At 70.1% G+C, this 17,036-nt stretch carries 17 protein-coding genes; 8 read left to right on the top strand and 9 right to left on the bottom strand.

Translation table 11 applies throughout. The features are described from left to right. Positions 1-359: 359 nt before the first annotated feature. Positions 360-788, bottom strand: coding sequence for an ATP-binding protein (locus ACFQ7F_RS09500; protein WP_383268589.1), 429 nt, complete (start codon positions 786-788; stop codon positions 360-362). Between the two features lie 340 nt (positions 789-1,128). Between ACFQ7F_RS09500 and ACFQ7F_RS09505 the strand changes: the two genes are divergently transcribed. Together ACFQ7F_RS09505 and ACFQ7F_RS09510 are read left to right on the top strand one after the other, a co-directional pair. Then, complete coding sequence (locus ACFQ7F_RS09505) at positions 1,129-1,980, top strand: helix-turn-helix domain-containing protein (RefSeq protein WP_383268592.1); 852 nt, start codon at positions 1,129-1,131, stop codon at positions 1,978-1,980. Positions 1,981-1,994: 14 nt separating this feature from the next. Next, complete coding sequence (locus tag ACFQ7F_RS09510; protein WP_383268595.1) at positions 1,995-2,201, top strand: DUF397 domain-containing protein; 207 nt, start codon at positions 1,995-1,997, stop codon at positions 2,199-2,201. Here ACFQ7F_RS09510 and ACFQ7F_RS09515 read toward each other — a convergent pair. The 4 genes from ACFQ7F_RS09515 to ACFQ7F_RS09530 all read right to left on the bottom strand — a co-directional run bounded on the left by ACFQ7F_RS09515 (position 2,191) and on the right by ACFQ7F_RS09530 (position 7,015). After that, the gene (locus tag ACFQ7F_RS09515; protein ID WP_383268597.1) at positions 2,191-3,318 is read right to left on the bottom strand and encodes a hypothetical protein; all 1,128 of its coding nucleotides are present in this window, start codon (positions 3,316-3,318) and stop codon (positions 2,191-2,193) included. The two genes, ACFQ7F_RS09510 and ACFQ7F_RS09515, sit on opposite strands and share 11 nt — an antisense overlap. A 69-nt stretch (positions 3,319-3,387) precedes the next feature. After that, positions 3,388-4,317, bottom strand: coding sequence for an N-acetylneuraminate synthase family protein (locus ACFQ7F_RS09520; RefSeq protein ID WP_383268821.1), 930 nt, complete (start codon positions 4,315-4,317; stop codon positions 3,388-3,390). A 26-nt stretch (positions 4,318-4,343) separates the two neighbouring features. Next, complete coding sequence (locus ACFQ7F_RS09525; protein ID WP_383268599.1) at positions 4,344-5,630, bottom strand: cytidylyltransferase domain-containing protein; 1,287 nt, start codon at positions 5,628-5,630, stop codon at positions 4,344-4,346. 44 nt (positions 5,631-5,674) lie between these two features. Then, positions 5,675-7,015: a DUF6716 putative glycosyltransferase gene (locus ACFQ7F_RS09530; RefSeq protein ID WP_383268601.1), complete on the bottom strand. Its 1,341-nt coding sequence runs from the start codon at positions 7,013-7,015 to the stop codon at positions 5,675-5,677. Positions 7,016-7,213: 198 nt separating this feature from the next. On the opposite strand from ACFQ7F_RS09530, the gene ACFQ7F_RS09535 reads away from it, so the two are divergent. From ACFQ7F_RS09535 to ACFQ7F_RS09545, 3 genes are read left to right on the top strand one after another with little or no spacing between them, the layout of a single operon-like run. Continuing rightward, positions 7,214-8,191 carry a glycosyltransferase family 2 protein gene (locus ACFQ7F_RS09535; RefSeq protein ID WP_383268604.1) on the top strand — a complete coding sequence of 326 codons (978 nt, stop codon included), beginning with the start codon at positions 7,214-7,216 and terminating at the stop codon, positions 8,189-8,191. After that, the gene (locus tag ACFQ7F_RS09540; protein ID WP_383268607.1) at positions 8,191-9,540 is read left to right on the top strand and encodes an alpha-2,8-polysialyltransferase family protein; all 1,350 of its coding nucleotides are present in this window, start codon (positions 8,191-8,193) and stop codon (positions 9,538-9,540) included. The genes ACFQ7F_RS09535 and ACFQ7F_RS09540 overlap by 1 nt, the downstream gene beginning before the upstream one ends. Further along, positions 9,537-10,700 carry an acyltransferase family protein gene (locus tag ACFQ7F_RS09545; protein WP_383268610.1) on the top strand — a complete coding sequence of 388 codons (1,164 nt, stop codon included), beginning with the start codon at positions 9,537-9,539 and terminating at the stop codon, positions 10,698-10,700. Before ACFQ7F_RS09540 ends, ACFQ7F_RS09545 begins: the two co-directional genes overlap by 4 nt. On the opposite strand, the gene ACFQ7F_RS09550 is transcribed toward ACFQ7F_RS09545, so the two are convergent. After that, positions 10,684-10,848 (bottom strand): hypothetical protein, encoded by a 165-nt coding sequence (locus tag ACFQ7F_RS09550; RefSeq protein ID WP_383268612.1) that lies wholly within the window; start codon positions 10,846-10,848, stop codon positions 10,684-10,686. The genes ACFQ7F_RS09545 and ACFQ7F_RS09550 overlap by 17 nt on opposite strands. Positions 10,849-10,857: 9 nt before the next feature. Continuing rightward, a complete protein-coding gene (locus ACFQ7F_RS09555; RefSeq protein ID WP_383268823.1) occupies positions 10,858-11,523 on the bottom strand; it encodes a TetR/AcrR family transcriptional regulator C-terminal domain-containing protein in 666 nt (221 codons plus the stop codon). 28 nt (positions 11,524-11,551) lie between these two features. Here ACFQ7F_RS09555 and ACFQ7F_RS09560 point away from each other — a divergent pair, with 28 nt between their 5' ends. Next, on the top strand, positions 11,552-13,021 hold the full coding sequence (locus ACFQ7F_RS09560) for an FAD-dependent oxidoreductase (protein WP_383268614.1): 1,470 nt from the start codon (positions 11,552-11,554) through the stop codon (positions 13,019-13,021). A 33-nt stretch (positions 13,022-13,054) separates the two neighbouring features. Beyond that, a complete protein-coding gene (locus tag ACFQ7F_RS09565) occupies positions 13,055-13,519 on the top strand; it encodes a MarR family winged helix-turn-helix transcriptional regulator (protein WP_383268617.1) in 465 nt (154 codons plus the stop codon). 29 nt (positions 13,520-13,548) lie between these two features. On the opposite strand, the gene leuE is transcribed toward ACFQ7F_RS09565, so the two are convergent. Beyond that, a complete protein-coding gene (gene leuE / locus ACFQ7F_RS09570) occupies positions 13,549-14,202 on the bottom strand; it encodes a leucine efflux protein LeuE (protein ID WP_383268620.1) in 654 nt (217 codons plus the stop codon). A gap of 81 nt (positions 14,203-14,283) precedes the next feature. Further along, the gene (locus ACFQ7F_RS09575; RefSeq protein WP_383268623.1) at positions 14,284-15,870 is read right to left on the bottom strand and encodes a methylmalonyl-CoA mutase; all 1,587 of its coding nucleotides are present in this window, start codon (positions 15,868-15,870) and stop codon (positions 14,284-14,286) included. A gap of 133 nt (positions 15,871-16,003) precedes the next feature. On the opposite strand from ACFQ7F_RS09575, the gene ACFQ7F_RS09580 reads away from it, so the two are divergent. Continuing rightward, positions 16,004-16,900, top strand: a complete 897-nt coding sequence (locus ACFQ7F_RS09580) for a L,D-transpeptidase family protein (protein WP_383268626.1) — start codon at positions 16,004-16,006, stop codon at positions 16,898-16,900. Positions 16,901-17,036 lie beyond the last annotated feature (136 nt).

The raw sequence follows: 17,036 nt of genomic DNA on the forward strand, positions 1-17,036 counted from the left end.
CCGCCCGATGCCCCTCCACTGCCCCCCTCGACGGCCACCCCCGACGATCCGGCCGCCGGCCGCTTGACGAGACCGCCACCCCTCCCCGAACCGACCGCGCACCCCTCCGCACTCGGGGCGCCCCCCGACGAACCAGTCCGCACCCGGCCGTAAAACCGAACGACCCCACGTGAGTGGTCGAGAGTCCCGCCCCTGGGCCGTCCGGTCGTCTTCCCTCGCGTGGTGGAGGGACGGGTGTCAAGGGTGGCCCGCAGGGCCATCGGCGTAGCCGACGCGACGCAGGAGCGCCCTTTACTCCCGGCCCGCAACCACCAATCTCGGGTCAACCGGACGGCCCCGGCGCCCAGACCAACACCGGATCACCGGCACTCCCCGGGGCCACGGCACTCGACCCACAGCACCTTCCCCCTCTGGCCGAACAAGTCATCCCCCAGAGGAAAGCCGCCCCACGCTGTCGCCCACTCCGCCACCAGGCGGAGCCCTCTGCCCCCCTCGGCTCCCTGGGCAAGGGGCGGGAAGGGCGTCGGTGGGCTGTCGAACGGGGGTGGGATGTATGGATCCGTGTCCCATACGCCGACCCGTACGCCCCGCGCACCCCGTACGCCGCGTCTGCCGGGCAGGCCTCTGAGGCGTAGGGCGGCCGGGCCGCCCGTATGCCGGTAGGCGTTCGTCACCAGTTCCGAGGTCAGGAGTTCAGCGGTGTCCGTCAGCTCCCCCAGGCCGTACCCGGAAAGCACCGCCCGCAGCGTCTGCCGTGCGATACGCGGGGCGCGGGGATCGTGGGGCAAGTGGAGGGCGTACGACCACACTTCGGGTGCGGGTGGATTGGGGGCGGGTGGAGATAGCGTGACGGTGACCATGCATGCCTCCGTGCGTTGTGCGATGCGTGTTGCGTGTCGCGCGTTGGACGGGCTCGGTTCGCTGGGCTACCCGCCTCAGCGGTGGCAGTGCCTCGCACCCATACGGGCGCGCGGTGCGCTTCCGCCTTGCAGAGCAGGGCAGTTGGAGCGGGACATGCCTCACCGTAGGCCCATCGATGGCCTATATTCCATCGATGTAGGGAAAGGGAGGCCATAGCCACTCGTGCGAGTGACTTTGCCGCTCCGCGCCCGCCCTGAAGGGAGATTCATGCCGCCCAGCAAGACGCCCACGCTGCGCCAGCAGCGGCTCGGCTCGGAGCTGCGGAAACTGCGTGACCGGGCCGGGTTGTCCACCGTCCAGGCAGCAGCCCTGCTGGGCGTCAACCAGTCACGCATCAGCAATATCGAGGCCGGTCGGTACGCCGTAGGCGCCGACAGAGTTCGCGCCATCACCCGCAATTACGCCTGCACGGTAGAGACCTTGATCGACGCTCTCGTCGATATGACGGGCGGCCGTACCCGTGGCTGGTGGGAGGAGTACCGGGGGCAGCTCCCGAACGCCTTGCTCGACCTCGCCGAACTGGAGCACCACGCCGCCGCACTGCGCGTGGCCCAGGCCCTCCACATCCCGGGGCTGCTGCAAACCCCCCAGCACGCTCGCGCGCTCTTCGGCGACGCGGTGCCGCCGCTGCTCCCCCATGAGATCGAGCACCGGCTCTCGTACCGGATCAAGCGGCAGGCGGTGCTGTACGGGGATACTCCGCTCCGCTACACCGCCGTAGTACATGAGGCCGCGCTCCGTATGCGGGTCGGGGGCCTCGCCGTGGCCACGGAACAGCTCTCGCACCTCGTAGAGATGAGCGGACTCGACCACGTGAGCATCCTGGTCATCCCCTTCGGGCGGGGCGCATTTCCAGGATCGGGGCAAGGCATCGACTACGCGCACGGGCCTGTCACTCAGCTCGACACCGTGCAGATGGATACTGAACACGGGAGCGAATTCATCGACGCCGCAGCGCAGTTGGAACGCTACGCGACAGTCCTGGACCGACTCGAAAGCCTCGCTCTGTCGGCCGACGAGTCACGCGACCTCATCCAGCGCACGTCCCGACAAGCCTGAAGGACCGCCCTCACATGCCCGTTGAGCCTACCGACGTCTGGCAGAAGTCCTCGTACAGCTCCGAGGCCTCCTCCTGCGTATACATAGCCCCCGGCCCCACCCCCACCAGCATCCGCCTCCGCGAGAGCGACACCCCGGAGGAGATCCTCACCACCGCCCGCCCCCAGCTCGCCGCCCTCATCGCGGCGATCAAGGCGGACGCCCCCGACGTCACGCCGTAGCCGCGAGGCCCTTCGACGGCTTCGTAGAGGCCACCGACGCCAGCCGGTGTACATCGCGCGCCGTGCCCGTGACGCCCGACAAGAAGCCCTCGGCGCGTGGCGACGCGTTCTCCGTCAGCCAGGCCGGGTCGATGTCGCACACCGCGACACGTACCTCCGTGCCCGCCAACGCCAACGGCAGGGTGTGGACCACTGTCGAAGGGAAGCTCAGGATCGTGCGGCCGATCGGGCCTCGGCGGGCGATCAGTTCCAGGGGGAGGTCGGGGCGGACCACCTGTAGGCCCGTCTCGACCGCCAGGCGGTGCAGCTTCTCCGCGCTTTCGCGGCGGTGTGCGAAGTAGCGTGTGGCGCCGTGGGCGCGGGAGAGCGTACGGACCGCTTCCACATAGCTGTCCGGGTCCACCACGCCCGTCTCCACCAGCGACGTGCCCACCAGGTCCGCGCCCTTGGACACGCGCGGCGGGCCGAAACGCTCCCGCGTCCAGGCGAAGGTGTTCGGCGTCACCCGCACCCCCGCCGGTGCCGAGTCGATCGGCATGGAGGAGAAGACCTCCACCGTGCGCTTGCCGCCCGGCGTCAGGCGGCGCCGGGCCGAGGCCGAGACCGGCGCGAAAGCCAAATCCCGGAGACCAGGGCGGCCGCCCCTCCGGTGCCAGCGCACCAGCCGCTCCCCCGCCGCCAGTTGCGCCACGAACTCCATCGTGGCCGTGCCGTCGTCCACGACCACGAGCGAGCGGGCCCGCGTGATGGTCAGGAGCAGCTGTACATAGCGTGAGAACGGGTCGCCGATCACGATCCGGTCCGCCGCACGCAGCGCGCCCGTCAGGCCGCCGATCGTGTGGAAGGGAGCAGCCGCGCCGCCGCGCGCCTCCTCCCAGCGGACGTTCAGGCCCTCGTCGCGGGCCAGCTGGGCCATGCGGCGCAGCTGGCCACGGGTCATGGGGTCCATCGGGGAGAGGACGACGACGGTGAGCCCCCCGGCCGGGCCGGCCGGGCCTGTCGCCCCGGCCGAGTGCGCCCACTCAAGGACGTTGAGGAGCTGCACAGGGCTCTCTACGAACGCCAGAGTGGTGGGCGCCGCATCGGTGGGGGCCGTCGGCCCGGGTCGGGGGCTCATCGTCGTATGACCGTGTCCTGTCCTTGTGGGGGGTCCCGGTGGGAAAACCCGGTAAGAGCGTCAGCGCGCTCAGACCGCGACCGGCTCGCGCTCGGCCGCGTCCGCCTCGGCGACGACGCCCGCGACGCGGCGCAGCTTCTTCATCGGGCCGAGCTCCGACTCGTAGACCTTCTTGACGCCGTCACCGAGGGAGGCCTCGATGGTGCGGATGTCACGGACGAGGCGGGTGAGGCCCTGGGGCTCCACCGACGCGGCCTGGTCCGAGCCCCACATGGCGCGGTCGAGGGTGATGTGGCGCTCCACGAAGGTGGCGCCGAGCGCGACCGCGGCGAGCGTGGTCTGCAGGCCCGTCTCGTGGCCGGAGTAGCCGATCGGGACGTTCGGGAACTCCTGCTGGAGGGTGTTGATGACGCGGAGGTTCAGCTCCTCCGCCTGCGCCGGGTACGTCGACGTGGCGTGGCACATGAGGATGTTGTCCGAGCCGAGGACCTCGACCGCGTGGCGGATCTGCTTCGGGGTCGACATGCCCGTGGAGAGGATGACCGTGCGGCCCGTGGCGCGCAGGGCGCGCAGCAGCTCGTCGTCCGTCAGGGAGGCCGAGGCGACCTTGTGGGCCGGGAGGTCGAACTTCTCCAGGAAGGCGACGGCCTCGGTGTCCCACGGCGATGCGAACCAGTCGATGCCGCGCTTCTTGCAGTGCTCGGTGATGGCCTGGTACTCGGACTCGCCGAACTCCACGCGGTGGCGGTAGTCGATGTACGTCATCCGGCCCCAGGGGGTGTCGCGCTCGATGTCCCACTGGTCGCGCGGGGTGCAGATCTCCGGGGTGCGCTTCTGGAACTTGACCGCGTCGCAGCCGGCGTCGGCGGCCACGTCGATCAGGGCGAGGGCGTTGTCGAGCTCGCCGTTGTGGTTGATGCCGATCTCACCGGTGATGTACACGGGCTGACCGGGGCCTGCGGTCTTCGAACCGAAGGTGCGCAGACGGGAGTTGGAGATCGTGGAGCTCATGGCAGGAACGTTCCTTACTTGTTGAGGGAGGGGCCGAGGATCCATGCGGCGATCTCTCGGATCGCGCCGTCACCACCGGGGAGAGCGGTGACCGCGCGTGCGGCGCCGCGTACGACGTCGTGGGCGCTCGCGACCGCCACGGGCCAGCCGACGAGGCTGAAGCACGGGAGGTCATTGACGTCGTTTCCGACGTAGAGCACGCGCTCGGGAGCGATGCCCTGCTCCTCGCACCACTGCTTGAGTGCGAGGTCCTTGCGGTCGATGCCGTGCAGGACGGGAAGCTTCAGCTTCCTGGCCCGCGCGGCGACGACCGGGTTCTTCTCCGTGGACAGGATCAGCAGCGGAAGGCCCGCATCACGCAGGGCCGCGATGCCGAGGCCGTCTCCGCGGTGTACGGAGACGAACTCCCGTCCATCGGAGTCGATCAGCACCCTGTCGTCGGTCTGGGTGCCGTCGAAGTCGAGTACGACCGCGTCGATGTCGTCGCGCGTCGGAAGGGCGTCGGCCCGGCCGCTGTCGAACAGCGGGGCGAGCGCGCGAGCGCGGGCGAGGTCGTGCGGGTCGTCGATCTCCAGGACGCGCGCCGGGTCCGTACGGACGAGCTCGGTGCGGCCGAAGAAGCGGTGCTTGTGCTCGCGGAAGCCCGCCACCTCCATGGCGTAGACCGCGCCCGTCTCCAGGAGGTCCTGGGGGCGGTCCTGGCGGCGCGGGCGGAAGGACTTGTCGTGGTTGACGCCGTAACCGCCGTCCGTGGCGGTCGCGTTGGCGATCTTCGTGGTGCCGCCCACCTCGCCGGTGCGCCGCGCGTCGAGGGCCGCGGGCTCGTCGTCGGCGTCGCGCCAGACGAAGCCGTGGAAGGGCGCCACTGTCAGTGCCGTGTCCGCGCCGCCGTCGATGATCGAGCCGACCACTCCGTCGACGTCCTCGCGGAGGATGAAGGGGCTGGTGCACTGCACGAGCAGGACGACATCGACGGAGCTGCCGTGCAGCGACTCGTGCGCGTCCATCGCGTGAAGCACCGCCGCCTCGCTGGTCGCGGTGTCCCCCGCGATCGCCGCGGGGCGAAGGACCACTTCGGCGCCCGCCGAGCGCGCGGCCTCCGCGATCACGTGGTCGTCCGTGGAGACGACGACGTCCGTGACGAGCCGCGCGGCCAGGCACTCCCGGATGGCCCGCGCCACCAGGGGCACGCCGCCGACCGGGGCGAGGTTCTTGGCGGGCACGCCCTTCGAGCCGCCGCGGGCCGGGATGACGGCGAGGACGCGGCGTGCGGGCGCGCTCCCTGGGGCGGAGTGGGACATGGGGGCTCCTTGAGAGGGGTGGGGGATCACGGCTCGCCTGCGGTTCACAGCTCGCCCATCCGCCGGATGACGGGGGCCACGCGCTGCACGCCGTGCCGGTAGGCGCCGCGCGCCGCGCTGCGGACCGCCTGGCGCACGGGGCCCGGCTCGCGGTCCGTCGCGGGCGCGCCGGGCAGCGGGGCGCCGTCCGGGCCGAGGTGGTGGCGGGCCAGGATGCCGGGGAGGTATCCGGGGGCGGTGGTGAGGCTGTAGTACGGGGCGATGGGGGGAAGCTGGGGCTGCGCGAGGAGGTTCGCGACGCGCTCACGTGCCGCGTCGAACGCCGTCTCGTACGTCCCGTCGGGCGCGACGCCCTGCCGTGCGACCCACTCCGGAGCGGCCTCGGGGCTGTACCCCGCGTCGATCTCGTCCCAGGACGCCAGGCATCCGGAGCCGATGAAGTGGTGGTTCCCGAGCGCCTCGCGCACCCCGAGGTCGGTGAGGACCGCGGTGGGGATGCGGCGGTGCAGGGATTCGAGCGCGGCGGTGGAGCTGACCGTGACGAGCAGGTCGGTGCGGTCGAGGACCTCGCCCATGTTCCCGTACACAAGACGGCAGTTGGGCGGCAGCTCCTCGGCCTTGGCGAGCTTCTGGTAGGGCAGTTCCTCGATGTGCGTGGTGTGTTCGCCGGGCTTGCTGCGCAGCTTGATCAGGACCTCGCGGTCCGGGTGCAGGCGTGCGTGCTCGACCATGCGGCGCAGCAGGTACGTGCGGTGTGCGCGGCTGTCCGGCACGGAGGGCTGCGCGGCGAAGACGACCGTGTACGGGTCGTGCTTCTGGTCCTTTTCGAGGTAGGCAGTTCCTCCGAGGAACGGCAGCGCGCTCTCCACGACACCCGATGCGTCGGCGCCCACTCCCTCGTACACCGCGCGGAAGCGCTCCGCGTCCTGGCGGGAGTTCGCGAGGACGACGTCCGCGCCGTGCCGCAGGAGCAGGCCGTCGGCGAGCTTCTCGTAGACGACGCCGACGTATCCGGTGACGACGACGGGACGCTTGCCGGAGCCGTCCGCCGCTATCCGGGCGAGCCCGTGCAGGACCGCCTGGACCGCGCCGCCCACGAGGGCGAGCACGATCACGTCGGGCGCTTCGCGCTCCACCTCGCGCAGGAACTCGACCGCGGTGACCTCACGGAGCGTGTCCGCGCGGACACCTACCTCTTCGAGCTGGCGGACGGTGGGTGTCGCCCGGCCCCTCAGGAGGCGTCCGTCGAGGCGCGTGTCCGCTCCCTCGCCCTTGTCCGCTCCCTCACCCGCGAGGCGGCTCGCGGTGAGCGAACCCCATTTCCACCGGGTGTCTGAGTCGGCGAGCACGGTGATCCGTGTCGTCCCGCTGTTGCTTGCTGGCACAGCCAAGACGCTAGGAAGGCATTTCGATTGGCGGCCCAACTCAGGTGCAACAAACGGTTAACAGCACGCCGACGAATGGCGAATCAGCCCGGGAAACCGCCGGTAAGCAGGCGGGTTAACCGTTCCGCCATGCGTCGTTCACCTGAGATCTCACCTTCGGCCAAGACGAATGCCGGGCCGACACCTAACGTCACCCACGTGGTTAAGCTCTCCGTCATCGTGCCGTTCTACAACGTGCAGCAATACGCGCCCGACACATTGAAGAGTCTGCGAGCGAACGCACGCGACGACTTCGAATTCATTCTCGTCGACGACTGTTCGAAGGACGAGACTCCAGAGATCCTGGAGCGTGCCGCGCGCGAGCTGCCCGGCGCCGTCCATCTCAGACATGAGACGAACGGTGGTCTGGCGACCGCCCGCAACACCGGTCTTGACGCGGCGCGCGGCGAGTACCTCACCTTCCTGGACGGTGACGACTGGCTCGCCCCCGGTTACTACGCGCGACTCGTCGAGTCCATAGAGCAGCTGGGCTGCGACTTCGTCCGTACCGACCATGTGCAGTGCACCGCACGTGCCCGCACCATCCACCGTGTCCCGCACGGCCGACGCGATGTCGTCATGGCGCCGCGGGACGTCATCCTGCCCGCCGACCGCTCGACGTCCGTCGACTACGCGTACGCCTGGGCGGGCATCTACCACCGGCGCCTCGCCGACCGGGGTCTGCTGCACTTCACGGACGGCCTGCGCACCGCGGAGGACCGGCCCTGGATCTGGCGCCTGCACCGCGAGGCGGAATCCTTCGCCGCGGTGGGTCACCTCGGCGTGTTCTACCGGCGCGGAGTCGCGTCGTCGCTCACACAGATCGGCGACGTACGGCAGCTCGATTTCATCCGGGCATTCGACCAGGTGGTGCGTGAAACTGCCGCGGACCGCGACGCGGACAAACTCCTGCCGAAGGCAGTCCGTACTTACTGCGCGATCATTTCCCACCATCTGGGATCCATCGAAAGGTTCGAGCCACAAGTGGCGCGGAAATTGAAGTCACTGAGTGCGGCCGCCCTGAAGCGGATGCCGCAGGGCGTTCTCGACGACGCCCTGGACTCCATGGACATACAGCGGGCGACGCGCCTTCGCCGGCTTCGTCGGCGTCCGGTGTCGGCGGAGGTGGCCGCGTAATGGCGACGACGCAGATCTTCATGGCGTCCACGCTGTACGGCACCGCGACGCTCGCCGCCGCGATCGACGCCGACCGCTTCGGTCCCGCCGACCGGCGGCTGCTGCTCGTCAGCAACAACGCGGCGACGCCGGAGACCACGGTCGCCGTGGACGAGATGCCGGGCTTCGCGCGCCTTCGGGACCGCTTCGACGACGTACGTTCCTGGAACGAGGCCATCTCCCCGTTCCATCCGGGCGGCTGGGCTCCCCGGGCGGACGACATCCCCATGTGGGAGCGGTACATCCGGCTCCTGTGGGACCTCGGTGACGACGACATCGAGCTGGCCGTCGAGTCGATCCAGGTCAACCCGGCCCTGGCCCTGGCGCAGATCTTCACGGGCGCGCCCGTGGATGTCTACGCGGACGGCCTGATGAGCTACGGCCCGACCCGCAACAAGATCGACCCGCTGGTCGGCACGCGGGTGCGCCGCCTGCTCCACCTGGACCTGGTGCCGGGCCTGACCCCGCTGCTCCTGACCGAGTTCGACGTGCAGCCGGAGGTCGTGCCGACCGAGGCGTTCGTGAAGGTGCTCGGCCGCCTCGCCGACACCGAGACGGACGTACCGGACATCGACGGGCCCGCCCTGCTTCTCGGCCAGTACCTCTCCGCCCTCGGCATCCTGACCGCCGAGGAAGAGGAGGAGCTGCACGTACGCATGGTGCGCGGCGCCGCCGAACTCGGCCATACGCGCGTGGTGTTCAAGCCGCATCCGACCGCCCCGGCACGCTGGTCGCGCATCCTGGAGAAGGAGGCGGAGGCGATCGGCGTGGAGCTGACCGTCCTCGACTCTCCGGTCCTCGCAGAGGTCCTCTACCAGCGGATGCGTCCCGCGCTCGTCATCGGCTGCTTCTCGACCGCGCTGCTCACCGCATCCGCGCTCTACGACCTGCCGGTCGCCCGCACCGGCACGGAGTCTCTTCTGGAGCGGCTCGCGCCCTACCAGAACAGCAACCGCGTCCCGGTCACCATCGTGGACGCGCTGGTCCCCGACCTCGCCGACAAGGCCGCGGTCACCGGGGGCCGCCCCGGCATGCCGGTCGCCGACCTGGGCGAGCTGCTCGTCGCCGTCGGCTTCGCCATGCAGCCGCAGATCTATCCGCGCCGGCGCACGGCCGCCGAGCGGTACCTCTCGACGCATCTCACCCCGCACACCTGGCGCTACTTCAAGCGGCGCCGTCTCACCGCCCTCGCCCTGCCCGGAGCACTGCCCTCCCAACTCGCGTTCATCCCGCGCAACGCGGCCGTACGCCGGGTCGCACGCCGCGCCCGTTCGGTCCAGCGCTCCATCAAGCGGACCGCACTCGGATGACCTCTCCCCAGACCACGATCCCGAAGCACTCCCCGGGGCCGGACACAACAGACTCCCTCGCGCGCACGATCGCGGCCCCTGCTCCGGCACCGGCCGCCAAGCGTGCGCGGCCCCGCCTCAGAGCCCTGGACGGGCTGCGGCTCATCGCGGCCCTGATGGTCGCGGCCTACCACTACGGCGGCCGCGACGGCGAGATCTCCGAGGCCTGGGGCAGCTCACCGCAGCTCCAGTTCCCCACCGCGCACAGCTGGTTCGCGTACGGCTGCCTCGGCGTGCAGATCTTCTTCGTCATCAGCGGCTTCGTGATCTGCATGAGCGGCTGGGGCCGTCCGCTGCGCGCGTTCTTCGCGTCGCGCGCCTCGCGGCTCCTGCCCTCGTACTGGGCCGCGATCGTCCTGGTGACGGCGGCCTTCGCGCTGCCCGTAGTGGCGTACAAGGCCGTATCGCCCAGTGACGCCCTGGTGAACCTGACCATGTTGCAGCAACCCCTCGGCGTGGACCGGGTGTTGGGAGTCTGCTGGACGCTCTGGGCCGAGCTGCGCTTCTACGCCCTCTTCGCGCTCTTCGTCGTCATGCCGGGCGCGAACCGGGCCCGCGTGATCCTGTTCTGCGCGGTGTGGACGCTTGCCGCGGTCGTCGCGGAGGGCGCGAACGAGCCGCTGCTCGACCTCGTCCTCATGCCCGAGTACGCCCCGTTCTTCATCGGCGGCATCGGCATCTACCTCGTCCACCGCGACCGCAAGGACCTCACGGCCTGGGGCATCGTGGGCGTGAGCTGGCTGATCGGCCAGCACTACGCCGTGGACCGCCTCTGGCACGCACCGAACCCGGACTTCTTCTCCTACCGCACGTCCTTCGGCATCATCGCCGTCGTGACGGCGGGCTTCGCCGCGGTCCTGCTGGTCGCGCTCGGCGCCCTGCACCGGGTCGACTGGAAGTGGCTGACGGTCGCGGGAGCCCTGACGTACCCGTTCTACCTGGTGCACGAGCACCTGGGCTGGGTGACGGTGACCGCGCTGCACCGGGGGCTCGGGCTTCCGTCGTACGCGACCTTCGGTCTGACGATCGCGGCCATGCTGCTGCTCGCCTGGCTCCTGAACCGTTTCGTGGAGGAGCGGCTCACACCGCTGATCCGGAACGGCCTCATGACCCGGAAGTAGCCCCGCCTCCGCCGGTATCGCTCTCGGCGTCGCCCGCCCCCGCGCGGGCGACGTCCATGGCCTCGCCCATGACGACCTCGGCCTCCCCTATCGCGTCCGCCAGTTCCTGGACAAGGCGGTCCAAGGTCTCACCCGGGTCTTCGTTCATGGACCCAGACTATGCTTGCCGGGTTTCCAGCATCGTCGCCCCGATCCCGGCGACCACCGCGGCCAGGCCCTTCTCGAACCCCGCGTCGAAGTCACGGAACATCTCGCCGCCCGCCGCCGCCGCGAGCGGATACGCGGCGAGGCGCTCCGCGCGGGCCGCCAGGTCGTAGCCGCCCTCCTCCTTCACCGGGTCGGGGCCCATGGACTGCTCCTCGGTCACGTACCCGATCGTGTAGCTGTACGCGGTGAACCAGGCACGGGCCGCCCCGCCCGGCGTGAAGCCCCCGCCGGTGAGCGTGCGCAGGTGGGCCTCCATGGGGGCGGCGTACGACAGGTCGGTGAAGTGCGTGCCGCTGTAGACCTTCGCGCCGTCGCGGTACATCAAGAGATGGCGCCGCAGACCCCGCAGTGCGGCGGTGAGGGCGCTCTGCCAGTCGGTGTCAGGGCCCGCGCCCGCCGCGAGCTCCTCGTTCATGCGGCGCATCATCTCCGTCGCCATCTCGTCGAGCAGCGCCTGCTTGTCCTTGAAATGCCAGTACAGAGCGGGCGCCTTGACGTCCAGCTCCTTGGCGATGGCGCGCAGGGAGAGGCCGTCGAGGCCCGTCTCGTTCAGGAGCTTCAGGGCGGCGCGCGCCACGCGGGTGCGGTCCAGGGGTGTCGTAGCCACCTTGACAATTTAACACCGTTAAGTGCAGGCTCCGAGCATGGAACTTAACAGCGTTAAGGACAGCGCGTCCGTGACGGGCGCCCTCATGACGGACGTACTGATCGTGGGCGCGGGCCCCACCGGCCTGACCCTCGCCTGCGACCTCGCCCGGCGCGGGGTGCGCGCCCTGGTCGTGGAGCGGGCCGACGCCCTCTTCCCCGGATCCCGGGGCAAGGGCATCCAGCCCCGCACCCAGGAGGTCTTCGACGACCTCGGGGTCATCGCGGCGGCCGAAGCGGCGGGCGGCACCTACCCGGTCGGCATGGTCTGGCAGGGCGGCGAGCGGCAGGGCGAACACCGGATGTTCGACGAGCAGGAGCTGACGGAGGACGCCCCGTACAACCGGCCGCTGATGCTCCCCCAGTGGCGTACACAGGAGATCCTGTACGCCCGGCTCAAGGAACTCGGCGGCGACGACGTCCTGTTCGGCGCCGGTCTCGCCGACCTCGCCCAGGACGAGGAGGGGGTCACCGCCCGGCTCGCGGACGGCCGCACCGTCCGTGCCGCGTACGCCGTGGCCGCCGACGGCGGGCGCTCGACCGTGCGCGCGGCGCTCGGCATCGGCATGACGGGCGAGACCGTCGACCCGAACCCGGTCCTGGTCGCCGACGTCCGCATCCCCGCCCTGGACCGCGACAACTGGCACATGTTCCCGCCCACTTCCGAGGGCGGGGGCTTCCTGGCGATCTGCCCGCTGGCGGGCACTCCGGACTTCCAGCTGACGGCGCAGTTCACGGACGGGACCGAGCCCGACACCTCGCTCGAAGGCGTACGCAAGGTCGTCGCCGCCCGTACGCATCTCGCCGCCGACGCGGTGACCGAGGTGCGCTGGGCCTCCGACTTCCGGCCGCGCGCGGCGATGGCGGACCGGTTCCGCGACGGCCGCGTGTTCCTGGCCGGGGACGCGGCGCACGTGCACTCACCGGCGGGCGGGCAGGGCCTGAACACCAGCGTGCAGGACGCGTACAACCTGGGCTGGAAGCTGGGCGCGGTCCTGCGGGGCGGCGCGCCGGAGGCACTCCTCGACACGTACGAGGCCGAGCGGCTCCCCAACGCCGCACAGATGCTGGGCCTTTCCACCCGCATCCACCGGGGCGAGGAGCGGCGCGGGGGCGCGACGCGTCAGCTGGGCCTCGGCTACCGGGAAAGCCCCCTGGCGGTGGAGACCCGTACGGACCTGGCGGAGGAGGCGCTGCGGGCGGGGGATCGCGCGCCGGACGGTCCGAACGCCGAAGGGGGAAGGCTGTTCGACGTGTTCAGGGGCCCGCACTTCACGCTGCTCGCGGTCGGCACGGATACGGAACTCCCGTCAGTGGAACAGGAGTTGACGCACGTACACCGCATCAACTCCTACCCGCCCTACGGCGACGGTCTCTTCCTGATCCGCCCCGACGGGTACGTCGGCTGGGCGGGCCACGGCGCGACGGGCCTTGCGGACTACTTCAGGCTCATCAGTCAGGGCAGTTGACCTCAATCAAGCTTGAGGTTCTACGTTCTGGGCATGGACACTTTCACGTACTCCCACAGCGACGAAGACCTCATCGACCAGCCCATCGGCTACTGGGCATCGGCCGCGGGCGAATCCGTCGTCCACCACATCCGCACCATGCTCGCCGAGTCCGGCCTCACCCAGCCGCAGTGGTGGATCCTGAACCAGATCGCCGCCGACGGCGGCCGCGACAAGGCAGCCGTGGTGGCCACCCTGCGCGGCTACCTGAACATCGGCGACGGGGCCCTGCACCACGACATCAGCGCCCTGCACGACCGCGCCCTGCTCACCGAGGACATCGATGGCCGCCTCCGCATCACCGACGAAGGCCGGGGGCTCCGGGACGACACCGCCGTGCGCCAGCAGAAGACCCGCGCGGAGATCCAAGAGGGCATCTCGGACGAGGAGTACATCCGCACCCTCAAGGTGCTCCAGCGCATGATCCACAACGTGGGAGGCGCGGCCTGGCACCACTGAGCCGGGCCCCGGCCCGTTCTCTGTACTGCTCAGCCACCGGCGAGCGAGAGCTTCGCCGCGAACCCCAGGAACAGCGCGCCCGCCGCCGATGTGGCTCCCGCCGAGAGCCGCTTGCGGCGGCGGAAGGCGGCGGACAGCTTGGTGCCGCCGAATATCAGCGCGGTGAGGTAGAGGACGCTCGCCACCTGGGCGAGGACGCCGAGCACGAGGAAGGAGAGCGCGGGATAGGCGTACCCCGGGTCGACGAACTGCACGAAGAAGGCGATGAAGAAGAGGATGGCCTTCGGATTGAGCAGGCTGATCACCAAGGCCCTGCGGAACGGCCGCTCCCCCGAGTCGTCCGGGCTGCTCTCCCCCTGCTCGACGCCCTGCTCACGCCGTGTGCGCCACATCCCCCACGCGGTCCGCAGCATCCCCACCGCGAGCCAGGTCAGATATCCGGCACCGGCGTACTTCACGATCCCGAACAGCACGGCGTTGCCCTGCAGGAGCGAGGCGACACCGGCGGCCGAAAGCGTCATCAGGACGGTGTCACCGCACCAGACTCCCGCGGCAGCCGTATAGCCGGTGCGTACGCCGCGGCGCGCGGCGACAGAGATCACGTACAGCGAGTTCGGCCCCGGAAGGAGAATGATCAGGGCGAGGCCCGCGAGATAGGTCGGAAGATCGGTGACACCCAGCATGGGCGGAGTCTCGCACGCGCGTACGACATAGCGGACGCGGCGTCCGCCAAGCGGACACCCCCGGCCTCGGGCAAGTCGACGTCAGAACGCGTCCGTCGGCACGTACGCCCCCCACACCTCCCGCAGCGCGTCGCACACCTCGCCCACCGTCGCCCGCGCCCGCAGCGCGTCCTTCATCGGGTGCAGGACGTTGGCGTCGCCCTTCGCCGCCTCCTTGAGCGACGAGAGCGCCGCGTCCACGACGGCCTGGTCGCGCTCCTGCCGCAGCTTCGCGAGGCGGGCCGCCTGCTGGGCCTCGATGGCGGGGTCGACGCGGAGGGGTTCGTAGGGCTCTTCCTCGTCCAGCTGGTAGCGGTTGACGCCGACCACGACGCGCTCGCCGGAGTCGGTCTCCTGGGCGATGCGGTAGGCGGATCGCTCGATCTCCGCCTTCTGGAAGCCGTTCTCGATGGCGGCCACCGCGCCGCCCATGTCCTCGACGCGCTCCATCAGTCCGAGGATCGCGGCCTCGATGTCGTCCGTCATCTTCTCGACGACGTACGACCCGGCAAAGGGGTCGACCGTGGCGGTCACGTCCGTCTCGTACGCGAGGACCTGCTGGGTGCGCAGGGCCAGGCGCGCGCTCTTGTCGGTCGGCAGCGCGATCGCCTCGTCGAAGGAGTTCGTGTGCAGGGACTGGGTGCCGCCGAGCACCGCGCCCAGGCCCTGGACCGCGACCCGGACGAGGTTCACCTCGGGCTGCTGGGCGGTCAGCTGGACCCCGGCCGTCTGCGTGTGGAAGCGCAGCATCAGCGACTTGGGGTTCCGGGCGCCGAACTCGTCGCGCATCACGCGGGCCCAGATCCTGCGCGCGGCACGGAACTTGGCGACCTCCTCCAGGAGCGTCGTACGCGCCACGAAGAAGAAGGACAGGCGGGGCGCGAAGTCGTCCACGTCCATGCCCGCCGCGACCGCCGTGCGGACGTACTCGATGCCGTCGGCGAGGGTGAAGGCGATCTCCTGCGCGGGCGTCGCACCCGCCTCCGCCATGTGATAGCCGGAGATGGAGATGGTGTTCCACTTCGGGATCTCGGCCCGGCAGTACTTGAAGATGTCCGCGATCAGGCGCAGCGAGGGCTTGGGCGGGAAGATGTACGTCCCGCGCGCGATGTACTCCTTCAGGACGTCGTTCTGGATCGTGCCCGTCAGCTCGCCCGCGTCGACTCCCTGTTCCTCGCCGACCAGTTGGTACATCAGGAGCAGCAGGGCGGCGGGGGCGTTGATCGTCATCGACGTCGACACCTTGTCCAGCGGGATGCCGCCGAACAGGATGCGCATGTCGTCGATCGAGTCGATCGCGACCCCGACCTTGCCGACCTCACCACTGGCGATCGGGGCGTCCGAGTCGTGGCCCATCTGCGTGGGCAGGTCGAAGGCGACCGACAGACCGGTCGTGCCGTTGGCGATCAGTTGCTTGTAGCGGGCGTTGGACTCGACGGCCGTGCCGAAGCCCGCGTACTGGCGCATCGTCCAGGGGCGCCCTGTGTACATCGAGGGGTAGACGCCGCGCGTGTAGGGATACGCGCCGGGGTCTCCCAGTTTCGTCCCGGGATCCCAGCCGTCGAGGGCCTCAGGGCCGTACACGGGCTCGACGGGCAGTCCGGACTCCGACTCTCGCGCACGCGCCATCGCTCTGTGCCTCCTGCCAGAGATCCTTCTCCGTTACTTCTTTGGTGTAGCGGTCCTCCTCCAGCATGGGGCAACGTTCAGGGGTGGTCACTCGCGGGGAAGATTCTCAGCGGGTCTTTCGAGCAGTCGAGCGATGGCGGGGGTCGTTGTGCGCAGAGGTGCGATAGCCGTGGGGGCCGTGGTCACGGTCGCCCTGGTCGGCGTCGGCGGGTGCAAGGCGCAGCCCGTCGACTCGGACGGCAAGGCGCAACCGGTCCGGATCTCTCCCACGAAGACGGATCCGGGCGGCTCTGATACGCCGTCCGGGACGGAAGAGAAGCCCGACGAGAAATCCGGGGAGCGGTCCGGGGAGACTCCCGAGGGGACGCCGACCCCGGTACCGACCCCGACGCCTGCCCCGAAGACCTTCCTCGCTCCCGGGCAGCGCGGCGACCAGGTGCGGGAACTACAGGCCCGGCTCCGGCAGATCGCCTGGCTCTTCGAGGACCCCTCGGGGACGTACGGGTCGTCCACGACCAACGCGGTCAGGGGGTTCCAGGACAAGCGCGGCCTGCCGAGCACGGGCACGACGGACACGGTCACCTGGCAGAAGCTGGTCGCCATGACGCGCGAGCCGACGAAGTACCAGCTCTACTCCGGGGGCGGCATCCCGGCGTCGAAGCCCGACAAGCGCTGCCTGACCGGCCGCGTCCTGTGCATCAGCAAGGAGAGCCGCACGCTGACCTGGATGGTCGACGGCAAGGCCGTGTCGACGATGGACGTGCGCTTCGGCTCGCAGTACACGCCCACCCGCGACGGCACGTTCACCGTCTACTGGAAGTCCCGGCACCACGTCTCGACGCTGTACGACACCGCCATGCCGTACGCGTTGTTCTTCAGCGGCGGGCAGGCCGTGCACTTCTCGTCGGACTTCGCGGCGACCGGCTACAACGGCGCTTCGCACGGCTGCGTGAACGTACGGGACAAGAAGAAGATCGCGAGCCTGTTCGCGGCGGTCGAGAAGGGCGACAAGGTCGTCGTCTACAAGTGATCCGCGTCTACAAGTGATCCGCGCGGAGATTAATCAGCGTGGGCGGGATCGGGGGAACGTCTCCCGCCCACGCTGGTGGCACGGAGCCAAAGGTACGGGGGGAACCCCTGGCTCGTGCGCGGGCCGATGACCAGTC

The organism is Streptomyces sp. NPDC056486 (genome assembly GCF_042795295.1).
Lineage (GTDB): Bacteria > Actinomycetota > Actinomycetes > Streptomycetales > Streptomycetaceae > Streptomyces.